The following is a 14,143-nucleotide window of genomic DNA, read 5'->3' as shown; positions in this document are numbered from 1 at the left end:
CGCGCAAAGTGTAACGCGTTCTCACCTACACAAACGGTGAGAAAATATCCGGTTCAAACCCGTGCTTGCATACCGCCTGATTCCAACAGAATGGCGCGAATCCTTGATTGTTCATGTCATCCTTTCTGAATATCGCTCGCGAAGTGATCCGCATCGAGGCCGAAGCCGTGGCTGCCCTCGAAAGCCGCATCGACGCCAACTTCGAACGGGCAGTAAACTTGCTCTTTGACTGCAAAGGCCGGGTGATCGTTTCGGGCATCGGCAAAAGCGGCATTATTGCCCAAAAAATTGCGGCGACGTTGTCCAGCACCGGCACAGCCGCGATGTTCGTGCATCCCGCGGAAGCGGCGCACGGCGACCTCGGCATGGTGATGCCCGGAGATGTCGTAATTTGCATTTCCAAAAGCGGCACGACCCACGAGTTCTACTTGCTCATCTCGTTATTCAAGCGGCTTGAGATTCCTCTCATCGTCATGACCGCCAATCCGCATTCGCCGATTGCGGAGCGTGCGGAGGTAATCTTAGATATCAGTGTGAAACGCGAAGCCTGCCCGCACGATCTTGCGCCGACCGCAAGCACCACGGCCACACTCGCACTCGGCGACGCGCTGGCGGTCGCCTTGCTAGAAAAGCGCCACTTCACACAAGACGATTTTGCGCTGCGCCATCCGGGCGGAACATTGGGGCGCAAGCTGCTGTTGCGGATCGATGATGTCATGTATACCGGTGATCGTGTTGCGGCGGTAGGCCTCGCGGCTTCTCTGGATGAAGTCATTTTGGAAATCACCAGCAAACGCTTTGGCGCAACGTGTGTCGTAGATGAAAATGGCAAACTCGCCGGCATAATAACCGACGGCGATTTACGGCGGCTGTTGCGGCGCAAACAAGACGTGCATGATCTGGCAGCGCGGCAGCTCATGACGCCCGATCCGAAATCCGTACACGCCGGCACGCTCGCCGCAAAAGTACTGGAGATCATGGAGGAGCATGACATTATGCAGATGATCATTGTCGACGCCGAGCATCGCCCGGTGGGCATGGTGCATTTGCACGATTTACTGAAGGCGGGGATTGCTTGACGAGAAGCATGAACGGGAAATTCCGTTCGAATATGACCGAAGACTTCGTGATTATGAATAATTCGGATGGCAAATCTGCAGCAAGGCAACACTTCAACATCTCACTGCCATCTTGAGCATCGCCATGAGCCAGAAGCCGCTTGGGAAACGCCTCAAAAATGGCGCGATTTATTGGTTCATTCGAGTTTTGCTGTGGCTGATGCACCGGTTGCCGCGACGAGCCGCGCTGTTGTTCTTTGATCGCTTGGGACTTTTCGCTTTTCATGTGCTGCGCAAAGAACGTGAAAAAACGCTGCGGCATTTGCGCCTGGCGTTTGGCAAAAACCTTCGTGAAGCTGAGATTGTAAGCTTGGCGAAATCCTGTTTTCGCGCGTTGGGCCGCAATGCCGCCGAGGCCATGCGCCTGCGCCGGTTGCTGCACGATGGCCTCGGCCGTTGCGTGACATTCGTTGGCCGCGAGCATCTCGAGGCGGCGCTGGCCAAAGGCAAGGGCGCGATTTGCATCACCGGCCATCTCGGTTGTTGGGAGTTGATGGCGGCCTTCATTGCGCAACATTTTTCGCTTGCCGTGGTGGGCACAGCGCTTTATGATCCGCGTCTTGATGAAATTCTGGTGGCCGAGCGCAAACTCGCGGGTTATCACAACATTCCACGGCATGCGGGCGCCGCGCGCGAAATGTTGCGCTGGCTGAAATCCGGCGGCGTGTTGGGCATTTTGATTGATCAAGATACGCGCGTCGAAGGCGAGTTTGTTGACTTTTTTGGCCAGCCGGCTTACACGCCCGTCGGTCCCGTGATTTTTGCCGGGCGTACCCAAGCTCCGATCGTGCCGCTCGCGATCTGGATGAATGACGATTACTCACACACCGTCGAAATCCGGCCGGAGATTCCATTGCAACAAACCGGTGATGCGCGGGCCGATCGCGTTGCAAATGTGGAACGATGTTCAAAAGCCGTGGAAAGTTTTATCCGCGCCCACCCCGAGCAATGGGTGTGGATGCATGAACGCTGGAAAACGAAAATGCCGGTTTGAGGCCTGTGCCTGCACGGCTTCGTGGGCAGCCGGTAACCGGCAATTTTTTAGAATATCATTGCAATGAAAAAAAACGTATTGTTGCCAGCCGCCTTCACGCTTTTGCTGGCCGGTTGTCAATCCTCTCCGCAAACGGCCAGCACCTCAAAAGGATTTGACGGGCCGGAACAAGAAGGCTGGAATAGCAAAGTCACGGTCACAAGCGCGGGCCGCGTGGCTGCCATCGTGCAATACGGCCATATGGCAAAATACGCGAAAGAGCATCGCGTTTTGTTTGATGAAGGTGTCGTGGTTGATTTTTACGGCAAAAAGGGCGAGCATTCTTCCAAGCTTACTTCGGAACGCGGCATTTTGTACGAGAACAACAACGATGTCGAAGCCCTGGGTAACGTCATTGTCGTGTCTGACAGCGGCACGACGCTGCGCACCGAAAAATTACGCTGGCTGAATCAGCGTGAAAAAATTGTGAGCGACGAGTTTGTCACCATCACCACGGCCAAAGGCGATTCCCTTTATGGCAAAGGCTTTGAATCCGACGCCACCATGAAAGAATGGTCGATTCGGCAGCCGTCAGGCGTGAGCAAGAAAAAATTGAATTTGCCGAATCGGTAACACAGCGCGAAGAACATGTTTACACGAGCTTCTGACAATTCGCAACACCTTTGCAGCGCCAGCAGTATTTGTCGCAAACGGTTGTTGCGGATGAGATGCTTTTCTCTGGGCTGCCTGCTGCTGTTGCTGGGCGGCACGTCAGGAGGTTTTGCACAAACGCAACCAGGCCGCTTGCAATTGGTACACGCCGATTCCGGGCGCTCCGTGAGCGAGGGCGGCTTTTCCGTGACGGAGCTGATCGGCAATGTCAAATTCGTGCAAGACAGCTTGGAGATCGTTTGCGATCGCGCCCGCCGGATTCCCGAACGCAATCTCGTCGAGTTGCTCGGGAATGTTGAGGTGCAGGAGGGCAAGAAACGCTTGCGCGCCGCACGCGTAAATTATTTCGAAGATCGCCGCGTGCAGGAAGCCATTGGCAATGTCATCATGAATGACGAGTCCAGCGAATTGACCGCCCACAAAGTCACATACTTTGAACGCGACAGCCTGGTCATTGCCGAGCGGGAAGTGATCATGACGCAGCGTGACAAGCGCGTGCGGCTCACCTGCGGCAGAGCCGAATATCGCCGCCGCGATGAATATGCCAAAGCCACGATCACGCCGGTGCTGGTCGAGCTGGATTCCCTGGGCGAGGAGAACATGCGCATCACCGGCGACATGATCGAAATGTTTGGCGGAGGCAGCCGCGCCAAAGTTACCGACAAGGTTGAGATAACGCGACAAGAAACACGCGCCACATGCGGCGAAGCGGAATATTTTCGTGATGAAAAGCGTCTGGAGCTTAGGCGCGAGCCAGTCGCCTGGCGCGAAGACGAGGAAACCAAAGGCGAAACAATTGAATTATTTTTTAACGACGATCAGAAACTGGTGAAATCCGTCGTTTCTGGGAACGCCACGGCCACCTCGGCAATCGATTCGGTGCGCAGCGGACAGCGCATCAATGCCCTTTCCGGCGGCACGATTACCACGCACTTCAAAAACGAGCAAGCCGATCAAGTAGTTGTTGAAGAAACGGCAACAAGTGTGTATTATGTCGTCGAAGACGGCAAAGAAAAGGGCACAAACCGCGTGCAGGGTGATCGTATCACTCTCTTTGTGGAAAACAAAGAACTGAAACGTGTGTTGGTGCAGAGCAATCCCGGCACCTCGAATGGCAGATATGAGCCGGTGTTTTCGGCGGTTCCCGGCAGCGCTGCGCCCGGGCAAAATAAAAAAGCCGGCAATTGAAGTCGTCTGACAGCGCCGGCCTTGGCATATGAAAATTATAACATGCTGCGTTCCGAACGTCTAGTCAAAATCTATAACAAACGGCGCGTCGTCAACCAGGTCTCGATCGAGGTCAAGCAAGGCGAGATTGTCGGCCTGTTGGGCCCGAATGGCGCGGGCAAGACGACGACGTTTTATATGATCACCGGCATGATCCGGCCGACCGAAGGAAAGATATTTCTCGAGGACGTTGAAGTAACGGCCATGCCGATGTATCGCCGCGCCCAGCTTGGCGTCGGCTATCTGTCGCAAGAGCCCAGCATCTTTCGCCGGCTCACAGTCGAGCAGAACATTCTGGCGATACTCGAGACGCGCCCCATGTCGCAGCGCGAGCGGCGCCAGCGGTTATCTGAATTATTGGAAGAATTGGCGATCTCGCATCTCGCCAAAAATTACGCCTACACGCTCTCGGGCGGTGAGCGCCGCCGCGTCGAGATTACGCGCGCGTTGGTGACGAACCCCAAATTTATTTTGCTGGATGAGCCGTTTGCCGGCGTCGATCCCATTGCGGTGGAAGACATTCAGGAAATCGTGCGCGGCTTGAAACAACGCGGCATCGGCGTGCTGATCACAGATCACAATGTACACGAAACCCTGTCGATCACCGATCGTGCGTATTTGTTGTATGAAGGAACCGTGCTGAAATCCGGCACGACCGAGTATCTCGCCAACGACCCGGAGGCGCGCAAGCTGTATTTAGGAGACAAGTTTCGTCTGGATAGATGAAAGGAACTTCGGAGATGCATTCGACATGCTGAATTTATCGCAAAAACTGAGTCAACAGCTCCGGCAGTCGCCGCAGCAGGTATTGCTGTCCTCTCTGCTGCAATTGCCGACGATCATGCTCGAACAAAAGCTGCGCATGGAGATCGAACAAAATCCCTTGCTCGAAGTCGTGGATGAAATGGAGATGGAAACCGAGCAGGAACAGGAAGACGAGATTGAAATCGAGCTGGAGCAAAAAGAAGAAGAACCGCGCGAAGAAGCGCTGGCAGAAGTCAATATCAACGAAGAAGGCGAGAAGGAAAATCCGGAGAAGGATGACGTTGATTGGGAGGCCATTCTCGGCGACGAGGAGAACTACGAATACCGGGCCCCGCGCGACAACAGCGTCGAAGTGTACGAACAGCAAGAAGCTTCGCAAGAAACTCTGCCGGAGCATCTGCTCACCCAATTGCACATGCAGCGCCTGGATGACGAGGAAATCACCATCGGGGAATACATCATATGGAACATCAATGAGGACGGCTATCTGGCGTGCTCCGTGGAATTGATCACGCAGAATCTCGGCATGACCATCGAAAAAGTGGAAAAAGTGTTGCGGGTGATTCAACGTTTCGATCCGGTCGGCATTGCGGCGCGCACCCTGCAAGAGTGCCTGTTGATTCAGCTTGAAGAGAAAAACCCGCGCCACGAGCTGGCGATTAAAATCATCAAAACCTGTTTCGATGATTTTACCAACAAGCGTTTCGAAAAAATCGCAAAGAAGCTCGAGATCAGCCTGGATGACATCAAGGCCGCGATGGATGAAATCACCCAGCTCAACCCCAAGCCCGGCGAGGGCTATTTCTCCGCGCAGGATAACGCCATCGTGCCGGATTTAACGGTCGATCGTGACGGCGACGAATTTCGCATCATTCAGCACGATTCCAACGTGCCGCATCTGCGCATCAACAATCGCTACAAGGACATTTTGCTGAAGAACGCCAAGAACCGCCAGCAGGCGCGCGAGGCGCGCGAGTTCGTGAAAAAACGGCTGGAGTCGGCGCGTTGGCTGATCAACTCGATTCATCAGCGGCGGCTCACGATTCTGCGCGTGATGGAGGCGATTGTGCAGAAGCAGCGCGACTTTTTCGAGCATGGCAAGCAATACATCAAGCCGATGATCCTGAAAGATATTGCCGATGAAATCGGCATGGATATTTCCACCGTCTCGCGCGTGACCAACGGCAAATACGTGCAAACCGAGCACGGCGTTTTCGAATTGAAGTATTTTTTCAGCGAGGGGCTGCGCTCGGATGACGGTGATGAGGTGTCCAACCGCCGTATCAAGCAGCGGATTCAAGAGATCATCAATGCCGAGTCGCCCCACAAACCGTTGAATGATCAAACCATCGCCAACATCCTCAAAAAGGAAAATTTCAACGTTGCGCGGCGCACCGTGGCAAAATACCGCGAACAAATGATGATCCCGGTTTCGCGCCTGCGCCGCAAGATTTGAACACATAAGTTTGCTGCAATTCTCATCCGCACGCGCTGCTTGCGATGTCCAATCCCGGGACGTGCAGGCGTATGAGGCATAAACAACATTTACAATTCATGGTTGTTGTATTTTATCCAAAGGCTCCACATGTTTCCACCGATTCACGCCACGACGATTCTGGGCGTGCGCCACAAAAATAGTTGTGCGCTTGCCGGCGACGGCCAGGTCACCTATGGCGATACTGTCTTGAAAATGAGCGCCAAAAAAATTCGACGTTTATACAAGGATTCCGTGCTGGTCGGCTTTGCCGGCGCCGCTGCCGATGCCTTCGCACTGTTTGAAAAATTCGAAGAGCGCCTGGACAAGTTTCGCGGCAATCTCAGCCGTTCCGCCGTCGAATTGGCGAAAGAATGGCGTACCGATCGCTATTTGCGTCGCCTTGAAGCACAGCTTGTTGTGATGGACAAGGAAAAAACCTTTGTCATTTCCGGCACCGGCGATGTCATCGAACCGGATGACGGCATCATCGCAATCGGCTCGGGCGGCGGTTATGCCATGGCCTCCGCGCGCGCGCTGGCGCGCTATTCGAATCTCTCGGCACGGCAAATCGTCGAGGAGGCGATGAACATTGCGGCGGATATTTGCATCTACACCAACAAAAACCTCATGATCGAAGAACTTAATTATGGATAAACTACTATTCGGAGAAAAAGCAGCAGTGGACGAGATGGAAAAACTAACGCCACGACAAATCGTGCTCGAGTTGGACAAATACATTATCGGGCAGGATAAGGCCAAACGTTCGGTGGCAATCGCATTGCGCAATCGCTGGCGCCGGCAGCATGTTCCGGAAAATCTGCGCGAAGAAATCATGCCGAACAACATCATACTCATCGGGCCTACCGGCGTGGGTAAAACTGAAATCGCGCGGCGGCTCTCGCGTCTGGCAAAAGCGCCGTTCATTAAAGTCGAGGCTTCCAAATTCACCGAAGTCGGCTATGTTGGCCGCGACGTCGAATCCATGATTCGTGATTTGACGGATCTCTCCGTTGCCATGGTGCGTTCCGAAAAAACGGCGGCAGTGCAGGAACAAGCGGAAAAATTGGCGAATGAGCGCCTGCTCGATTTGTTGATTCCCAATACCCGGACGCGCAAAAAAGCGGCGCCGGCGCGCGAAATCAACGACCTAAATGATGATGCCGCCCCTGACAGCGATGACGAAACGGAAAATGAGGCCGAACAACGCCGCCAGCGGACGCGCGAAAAATTCCGCGACCAGCTCTTGAGCGGAAAACTCGAAGAACGCCTGGTTGAGCTGGATGTCTCGGCCGACAACATGCCCATGATGCAAGTCATTACGCCCATCGGCGTCGAAGAGTTGGGCATCAACCTGCAAGATTTGGTGGGCAATATGTTGCCCAAGAAAGTGAAGCGCCGCAAAATGACCGTAGCCGAGGCGCGTGTTCACCTCACCCAGGAGGAAGCCGGCAAGCTGATCGACATGGATCAAGTGGTGAAGGAAGCCATCTCACGCGTGGAAAACAGTGGCATCGTTTTCCTTGATGAAATCGACAAAATCGCGGGTGTCAAGAACACCGCCGGCCCCGATGTTTCGCGCGAGGGCGTGCAACGTGATTTGTTGCCGGTGGTAGAAGGCACCAATGTGTTCACGAAGTACGGCATGGTGAAAACGGATCATGTGCTATTCATTGCCAGCGGCGCGTTTCACGTGTCGAAGCCTTCGGATTTGATTCCCGAGTTGCAAGGCCGTTTTCCGATTCGCGTCGAGTTGAATAATCTGACGGCCGAAGATTTTGTGCGCATTCTCACCGAACCCAAAAACGCGCTGATCAAACAGTACATTGCCATGCTGGCAACCGAAGGCGTCGAGCTTGAATTCGACAAGAGCGCCATCAAAGAAATTGCGGAAACCGCGTTTCGGGTAAACGAAAAAACGGAGAATATCGGCGCGCGGCGTTTGCATACGGTATTGAGCGCGTTGTTGGAAGAGATTCTCTTCGAGGTGCCGGATAAAAAGACCGATAAGATCACAATTACGGCAGACCAGGTGCGCACCACGCTGAAGGAAATTACTGAAGACGTCGATTTGAGCCGCTATATTTTATAGCTTTCTTCGAGGAATGGCGTATGAAAAAAGATTTTCTGAGCATTGCCGATTTCACGCCGAAAGAAATTTGGGCGCTTTGGGATCTCGCAAAAGAGTTGAAGGCCAAACAAGAAGCCGGCGAACCGCATCCCTATCTGCAAGGCAAAACGCTTGGCATGATTTTCATGAAGCCCTCGACGCGCACGCGCATTTCGTTTGAAGTGGGCATGTTTCAGCTTGGCGGCCATGCGCTTTATCTCTCGCCCAGTGAAATCGGCCTGGGCAAGCGCGAAGCCATTGCCGATGTTGCGCGCGTGCTCTCGCGCTATGTCGACGGCATGATGGCGCGTTTGTTCGACCATGAACACATTGTCGAGCTGGCAAAATACGCCAGCGTGCCTGTGATCAACGGTTTGACGGATCTTCTGCATCCCTGCCAGATCGTGGGCGACATGTTGACGATACTCGAGCAGCGCGGCAGCTTTGACGATCTCGTGGTGGCCTACATCGGCGACGGCAACAATGTCGCCAATTCCTGGATCAACATGGCGACCAAGATTCCATTCACCTTTCGCATTGCCTGCCCCGAGGGGTATGAGCCCAATGCTGAGATTGTGGCGCGTGCGCGCCGGGCAAATGTTGGCCGCATTGAGATCGTGCGCGATCCCGCGGTTGCTGCGCAGGGCGCAGATGTTCTCTACACCGACGTGTGGGCGAGCATGGGACAAGAGGCGGAAGCAGAAGAACGCAAGAACGTTTTCAAAAACTATTTGATCGATGGCAGGCTCATGGCAAAGGCCAAACCGGGCGCAAAGTTCATGCACTGCCTGCCCGCGCATCGCGGCGAGGAAGTCACGCATGACGTCATGGAAAGCCCGGCCTCGATCATTTTCGAGCAGGCGGAAAACCGGTTGCACATTCAAAAAGCGATACTCGTCACGCTCATGGGCAAACAGTCATGAGTGCAGCGTTTCAGCCGCCCCGCGCCGCCGAAGCCTTGATTGACGTTGTTCCTTATGAAGAAAAGTATCGGCAGCTCTGGGATGACTTTGTTGCGCAATCCAACCAAGGCACGTTGTTTCATACACGTGCCTTTTTAGCTTATCACCCGCCCGATCGCTTTACAGACGCATCATTATTGTTTTTCAAGAAAGAAAAACTGTTAGCCGTCTTTCCAGCGACAAATCTCCGCGTCGAGGCGACCGAGCTGTTGCGATCGCATCCCGGCGCTTCGTTCGGCGGCCTGGTTACAACGCTGGAAATAACGATGCGCGAACTCGAACACCTCATTGGCCAACTCCTCGCTTACAGTCGCAGTCAGCAGTATTCGGCAATTGAGCTTACCCTTCCACCTCACATTTATTTTTCACACGCTTCGCAAGAGTTGGAGTTTTTATTATATCGTGCAGGTTTTCGTTATCATCAGCGTGAGCTAACCCATTTTCTCGATCTCCGCTCGTTTAACCAGAATTTCACTGAATTTTTTTCAGCAGAATTTAATCGTAAGATTCGTCGCGCCCGGCAACTGGGCGTAACCACCGTGCGGGAATGTGATGATTTGCCGCAATTCTATCACATCATCGAAAAGAATCTACAGGATAAACACAAGACTTCACCCGTGCATACGTTGAAGGAGTTGTTCGACCTTAAGCAACGTTTGCCAGAGCGTGTGCGTTTGTTTGCGGCTTATGTGCAAGACAAAATGATTGCCGGCATATTATTGTTCATCTGCAATGCCCAGACAGCGTTGGCGTTTTACATCAGCCAGCTTGCTGAGTATCAACAATACCGTCCGGTTAATTTGCTATGCTATGAAGCAGCGCAATGGTGCGCCGAGCAGGACCTGGTTTATTTTGATTTCGGCACCTCAACGCTGCGAGGAGAGATCAATTGGGGGCTGGTTGATTTTCGCCAAGCCGCCGGTGCACAGGCCGCCTTCCGGGATCGCATGAGGTTAGAGTTCTAAACTCAATACCGTTCACTTAACATTTCGTTCGTAGTCCCGGTCCCTTGTGGGCCGATGCTAACGCAAATAATTTCAATCTTCCTGCGGTGCCCACAAGGGGGGCAGGGCTACTAAGTGAACGGTATTGGTTCTAAACTCCGTTTTTTTCTTGGCATTTTGTACCTCGGATCATTAGATTTGCAAAAAATTTTTGCACAGTGCGATGCTATTTTATTCTCAACAGCAACTGGTCTCCTGCTTTCGCCAATATCTAGGCGATGATCTCGTCGCCCTCATTCTCTTTGGCTCGCGCGCTCGCGGTGACGCGAGGCCGGATAGCGATTATGATATCTTTCTCTTGGCCAGAAATCTCCCGGAGCGGCCTTTGGAGCGCCTTCTTTTTGTACGCCGCGCTATTGCTGCAAAATTTGAAGAAAAGATTGCCATAACCGCGCGCACACTGGAAGAATTCGAACGCGGCTTTCCTTCGCTGTATCTTGATTTGGGCCTGGATGGCGTCGTGCTTTACGACACCGGTGATTACATGAGCCGTAAACTGCAGCACATTCAGGCGATTATTCGGCAGGCCGGGTTGGAAAGAAAAAAGCTTGAACATGAGCTGAGCTGGGAATGGAAAACCCCGCCTAAAGGTCCTTGGGAAATTACCTGGGAAGGTTATCGTGAGCTCTGAAAATGACGCTGCCTATCGACTGCGTTTGGCAAAAGGCTTTCGACAAGAGGCAGAACAAGATCTAAAGCTGTAACGTTGGCGTTCGTGTGTGGACAATGCGCAGCTCTCGGTTGAAAATGCCGGCAAGGCGATTATTGCTTTGTTCGAGCCGGTCGAGCGAACGCATAATCCAGCCATCAAACTTCGTCAGTTGGTGCAAGCAAATCGCGTCGCCTCTGCCTTGCGTGATGAGTTCAACGCTGCTTTAAGCGTCTTCGATCAACTCGGTTTTGAAGAACATTTTATGACGGACTATGGTGATGAGGAAAACTATCGTGACCCGTGGTCGCTTTTTACCGAGGAAGATGCCCAAAAAGCAGTAGCTATCATGCAACAATGTTTGACGGTCGCAGAACGATTCTATGGTTTTTATTACCCCGCTCCGCCTGCCGTAAAATAGTCTTAAAAACAACATGCCGGCCATCCACCGTATTCTGCACCTTGCGCCTTTCAACACTTCGGGCGTGCCCATCACCTTTGTGCGCGCCGAGCGCCGCCTGGGCTTTGACAGCCGATTGATCACACTCGCGCGTGATCCGCGCGGCTATGAGGAAGATGTTTGCCTGGAGCTGCCATTTTTGGATTTCATTGGGGTGCGCTGGGCTAAAAAGATTTTTTCAAGCCCGGCGCGATTGCAAGTGAACAACCAGCGCCGCGCAACCCGGGCAAAACCGCCCACCTGGCAGCCGCATTCGCATCCGGAAAAATGGCTGGTGCAGTTTCGCGAATGGTGGTGGACACCGAAAATTCAAAAGACTCTGCGCGAGGTCGATTTTTGGGATTTCGACCTCTATCAACTCGAGGGCGGCCTGGAGTTTTATCGCGACGGCCGTCTCGTGCAAGAGTTGCAGCGGCGCGGCAAACAAATCGTTTGTCTTTACACCGGATCCGATTTGCGCACGCGCGGCATTGTGCCGCCGATCGACGATTGCGCGAATCTGCGTTTGACATTGGAATTCGATCATCTCGATCTTTATCCGGCGCTCACACATATTTTTTTTCCGTTTGAATTCGAGCGTTTTCACATGCGGCCGCCAGCGCATTCGGAGCACATCATCATCGGGCATGCGCCGACCAATCGCCAGGCCAAGGGAAGTGATCTGATTATCGCGGCATTGCAAAGCCTGTCAGCAGAGTTCAAAATTAAAATCGAACTCATCGAAGGCTTGCCGCATGCGGAAGCCATTCAGCGCAAGGCCCGTTGTGATATTTTTATCGACAATCTCGGCGACCTGGGCTATGGTGTCAACGCGATCGAAGCGCTGGCGCTTGGCGTGTGCACCTGCTCGAGCTTGATGCCGCATTTCAACGACAATTATCCCGATCACGGTTTGGTCGAAATCACGGCGCAGAACATCCAGGAAAAATTGCGCTGGCTTTGCCGCGATCACGAAGCGCGTGCGCGTCTGGGACAAAAAGGCCGCGCGTGGGCGCAGGCAAATCACGGCGCCGAGCAAGTGGTTCACCGAATCCATCATCTTTTGCACGAGAAGCGGCATGCGCCTCTTGTTCATCAATAGCATTCGCATGTTCGGCGGCGGCGAGGTGTGGATGCTGCGCACGCTGCGCGCCTTACAACAGTCCGGGCATCACGTTTGGCTCTGTTGCCGCCCGCAAACCGAACTCGCGGAACGCGCCAACGCGCACGGCATACCGCTCAAGACCGTCTCTTTTCGCAGCGATTTTGATCCCATAACTATTGCACAACTTGCGCATTTCATGGCGCGCGAGAACATTGATGTTGTGCTCACCAACATGGACAAAGAGCTGCGGCTGGGCGGCCTGGCTGCCCGCCTGGCAGGCGTGCCGGCCATTATTCCGCGCCGCGGCATCGATTATCCTCTCAAAAATCGCTGGCGCTATCGCTTCGCCTACAACGTGCTGGCCACGCACGTCATCGCGAATTCACAGGCCACCAAAAACGCGCTGCTGCGTAACGCGCCCTGGCTCGATGAGAAGCGCATCAGCGTCGTTTATAACGGCGTCGACTTGCAAGATTTCTCACATGCGAACGGCGAACAGATGCGGCAAAACTGGGGCATTCAAAATGGCGCGCCCCTGCTCGGTTTCGTTGGCCAGCTTGACGAGCGCAAAGGCATCTCTGTTCTGCTCTCTTCCTTCGAAGCGATTGTTCGGCGTGTGCCACAAGCGCGGCTCGTCATCGTTGGCGAAGGGCCATTGCGCGAAATGATCGAAAGCGAAATCCGCAGGCACGGCTGGGAAGATCGCATACGGCTCTCCGGTTTCTTGAATGATGTCCCGGCGGTGATGTCTGCCATTGATCTCTTGCTATTGCCCTCCTTTTGGGAGGGGTTTGGCATTGTGCTCATCGAAGCCATGGCGGCTGCCAAACCCGTTGTGACAACCGCTGTCAGCAGCATGCCGGAAATCGTGGACGAGGGTCGCACCGGTTTCCTGGTGCCACCCGGCGATGCAGCCGCATTGGCGGCGCGCGTTTGCGAATTGCTGCAAGATCAAACAAGGCGCCGTGCCTTCGGTCTCGCGGCGCGCGCCCGCGCTGAAAAGTATTTTTCGCTGAACACCATGATGCAAAAAATCGAAACCCTATTTGAGCAGCACGCCAAACGAAAAACATGGCGGCGAAACCGGTGATCAACTTCGACTCGCCTGCTTCATTTTTTTTGGCGCAAACACTTATCGAATTATAGCAGTATAGAATACAGCTTCACAACATGAGCCTTGGTGGCAAAGCAATCCCTTCGTTTGAATTTTAGAGATCCGGAGAAAATTCTTTTGCATTGGTGGAACCGTTTCGAGCAATTTTTCAAACGCCGCGGCCTCGCGGTTTTAGAGCGGATTTTTGTGCGTGAGGTGATCACACCGGCAATGGTTGATCCGGCCGCGATTCGCCGTATTCTCGTGATTCGGCAGCACGATTATCTCGGCGATTTTTTGCTGGCCACGCCGGTGTTGCGTGCGCTGCGGGAACGGTTTCCGCATGCGCATATCGGCGTGCTGGTGCGGCAGTATACCGCCGGTGTTGCAGCTCACAATCCGTATATTGACGAAGTTTTGACCTTTGAAGAACATGGCTGGAATTGGACGCCGCGCAAGCTTTGGCAGTTTTGGAGGCAGCTTCGTCGCGGATGGGATTTGACGATTGTGCTCAACACGGTTTCGCATTCGCTGACCAGCGATATTCTCGCG

At 53.7% G+C, this 14,143-nt stretch carries 15 protein-coding genes; all 15 read left to right on the top strand.

The window, feature by feature from the left end; all coding sequences use genetic code 11:
* Positions 1-113: 113 nt before the first annotated feature.
* Positions 114-1,079, top strand: coding sequence for a KpsF/GutQ family sugar-phosphate isomerase (locus FBQ85_04410; protein MDL1874399.1), 966 nt, complete (start codon positions 114-116; stop codon positions 1,077-1,079).
* 124 nt (positions 1,080-1,203) lie between these two features.
* Complete coding sequence (locus tag FBQ85_04405; GenBank protein MDL1874398.1) at positions 1,204-2,112, top strand: hypothetical protein; 909 nt, start codon at positions 1,204-1,206, stop codon at positions 2,110-2,112.
* A gap of 63 nt (positions 2,113-2,175) precedes the next feature.
* Complete coding sequence (gene lptC, locus FBQ85_04400) at positions 2,176-2,724, top strand: LPS export ABC transporter periplasmic protein LptC (GenBank protein ID MDL1874397.1); 549 nt, start codon at positions 2,176-2,178, stop codon at positions 2,722-2,724.
* A gap of 15 nt (positions 2,725-2,739) precedes the next feature.
* A complete protein-coding gene (locus tag FBQ85_04395) occupies positions 2,740-3,951 on the top strand; it encodes a hypothetical protein (protein MDL1874396.1) in 1,212 nt (403 codons plus the stop codon).
* A 42-nt stretch (positions 3,952-3,993) separates the two neighbouring features.
* Positions 3,994-4,716 carry an LPS export ABC transporter ATP-binding protein gene (gene lptB, locus FBQ85_04390; protein ID MDL1874395.1) on the top strand — a complete coding sequence of 241 codons (723 nt, stop codon included), beginning with the start codon at positions 3,994-3,996 and terminating at the stop codon, positions 4,714-4,716.
* Between the two features lie 25 nt (positions 4,717-4,741).
* On the top strand, positions 4,742-6,211 hold the full coding sequence (gene rpoN, locus FBQ85_04385) for an RNA polymerase factor sigma-54 (protein MDL1874394.1): 1,470 nt from the start codon (positions 4,742-4,744) through the stop codon (positions 6,209-6,211).
* A gap of 141 nt (positions 6,212-6,352) precedes the next feature.
* Complete coding sequence (gene hslV / locus FBQ85_04380; protein ID MDL1874393.1) at positions 6,353-6,886, top strand: ATP-dependent protease subunit HslV; 534 nt, start codon at positions 6,353-6,355, stop codon at positions 6,884-6,886.
* Between the two features lie 34 nt (positions 6,887-6,920).
* Positions 6,921-8,321 (top strand): ATP-dependent protease ATPase subunit HslU, encoded by a 1,401-nt coding sequence (gene hslU / locus FBQ85_04375; protein MDL1874392.1) that lies wholly within the window; start codon positions 6,921-6,923, stop codon positions 8,319-8,321.
* Between the two features lie 20 nt (positions 8,322-8,341).
* A complete protein-coding gene (gene argF / locus FBQ85_04370) occupies positions 8,342-9,262 on the top strand; it encodes an ornithine carbamoyltransferase (GenBank protein MDL1874391.1) in 921 nt (306 codons plus the stop codon).
* Positions 9,259-10,266, top strand: a complete 1,008-nt coding sequence (locus FBQ85_04365; GenBank protein ID MDL1874390.1) for a GNAT family N-acetyltransferase — start codon at positions 9,259-9,261, stop codon at positions 10,264-10,266. Before argF ends, FBQ85_04365 begins: the two co-directional genes overlap by 4 nt.
* A gap of 202 nt (positions 10,267-10,468) precedes the next feature.
* On the top strand, positions 10,469-10,936 hold the full coding sequence (locus FBQ85_04360) for a nucleotidyltransferase domain-containing protein (GenBank protein ID MDL1874389.1): 468 nt from the start codon (positions 10,469-10,471) through the stop codon (positions 10,934-10,936).
* An 88-nt stretch (positions 10,937-11,024) separates the two neighbouring features.
* Positions 11,025-11,375: a hypothetical protein gene (locus FBQ85_04355; protein ID MDL1874388.1), complete on the top strand. Its 351-nt coding sequence runs from the start codon at positions 11,025-11,027 to the stop codon at positions 11,373-11,375.
* A 13-nt stretch (positions 11,376-11,388) separates the two neighbouring features.
* A complete protein-coding gene (locus FBQ85_04350; GenBank protein ID MDL1874387.1) occupies positions 11,389-12,495 on the top strand; it encodes a glycosyltransferase in 1,107 nt (368 codons plus the stop codon).
* Positions 12,473-13,588 (top strand): glycosyltransferase family 4 protein, encoded by a 1,116-nt coding sequence (locus FBQ85_04345; GenBank protein ID MDL1874386.1) that lies wholly within the window; start codon positions 12,473-12,475, stop codon positions 13,586-13,588. The genes FBQ85_04350 and FBQ85_04345 overlap by 23 nt, the downstream gene beginning before the upstream one ends.
* Before the next feature lie 90 nt (positions 13,589-13,678).
* The coding region (locus FBQ85_04340; protein ID MDL1874385.1) for a glycosyltransferase family 9 protein at positions 13,679-14,143 on the top strand (465 nt) is incomplete at its 3' end.

The organism is Cytophagia bacterium CHB2 (assembly GCA_030263535.1).
Taxonomy (GTDB): Bacteria; Zhuqueibacterota; Zhuqueibacteria; order Zhuqueibacterales; family Zhuqueibacteraceae; genus Coneutiohabitans.
This window is presented reverse-complemented; position numbering and strand designations above follow the sequence as displayed.

Excerpts from the sequence above, each read along its gene's own strand:
- FBQ85_04410 (MDL1874399.1), top strand. The coding sequence starts at position 114 with ATGTCATCCTTTCTGAATATCGCTCGCGAAGTGATCCGCATCGAGGCC.
- FBQ85_04405 (MDL1874398.1), top strand. The coding sequence starts at position 1,204 with ATGAGCCAGAAGCCGCTTGGGAAACGCCTCAAAAATGGCGCGATTTAT.
- lptC (MDL1874397.1), top strand. The coding sequence starts at position 2,176 with ATGAAAAAAAACGTATTGTTGCCAGCCGCCTTCACGCTTTTGCTGGCC.
- FBQ85_04395 (MDL1874396.1), top strand. The coding sequence starts at position 2,740 with ATGTTTACACGAGCTTCTGACAATTCGCAACACCTTTGCAGCGCCAGC.
- lptB (MDL1874395.1), top strand. The coding sequence starts at position 3,994 with ATGCTGCGTTCCGAACGTCTAGTCAAAATCTATAACAAACGGCGCGTC.
- rpoN (MDL1874394.1), top strand. The coding sequence starts at position 4,742 with ATGCTGAATTTATCGCAAAAACTGAGTCAACAGCTCCGGCAGTCGCCG.
- hslU (MDL1874392.1), top strand. The coding sequence starts at position 6,921 with ATGGAAAAACTAACGCCACGACAAATCGTGCTCGAGTTGGACAAATAC.
- argF (MDL1874391.1), top strand. The coding sequence starts at position 8,342 with ATGAAAAAAGATTTTCTGAGCATTGCCGATTTCACGCCGAAAGAAATT.
- FBQ85_04365 (MDL1874390.1), top strand. The coding sequence starts at position 9,259 with ATGAGTGCAGCGTTTCAGCCGCCCCGCGCCGCCGAAGCCTTGATTGAC.
- FBQ85_04360 (MDL1874389.1), top strand. The coding sequence starts at position 10,469 with ATGCTATTTTATTCTCAACAGCAACTGGTCTCCTGCTTTCGCCAATAT.
- FBQ85_04350 (MDL1874387.1), top strand. The coding sequence starts at position 11,389 with ATGCCGGCCATCCACCGTATTCTGCACCTTGCGCCTTTCAACACTTCG.
- FBQ85_04345 (MDL1874386.1), top strand. The coding sequence starts at position 12,473 with ATGCGCCTCTTGTTCATCAATAGCATTCGCATGTTCGGCGGCGGCGAG.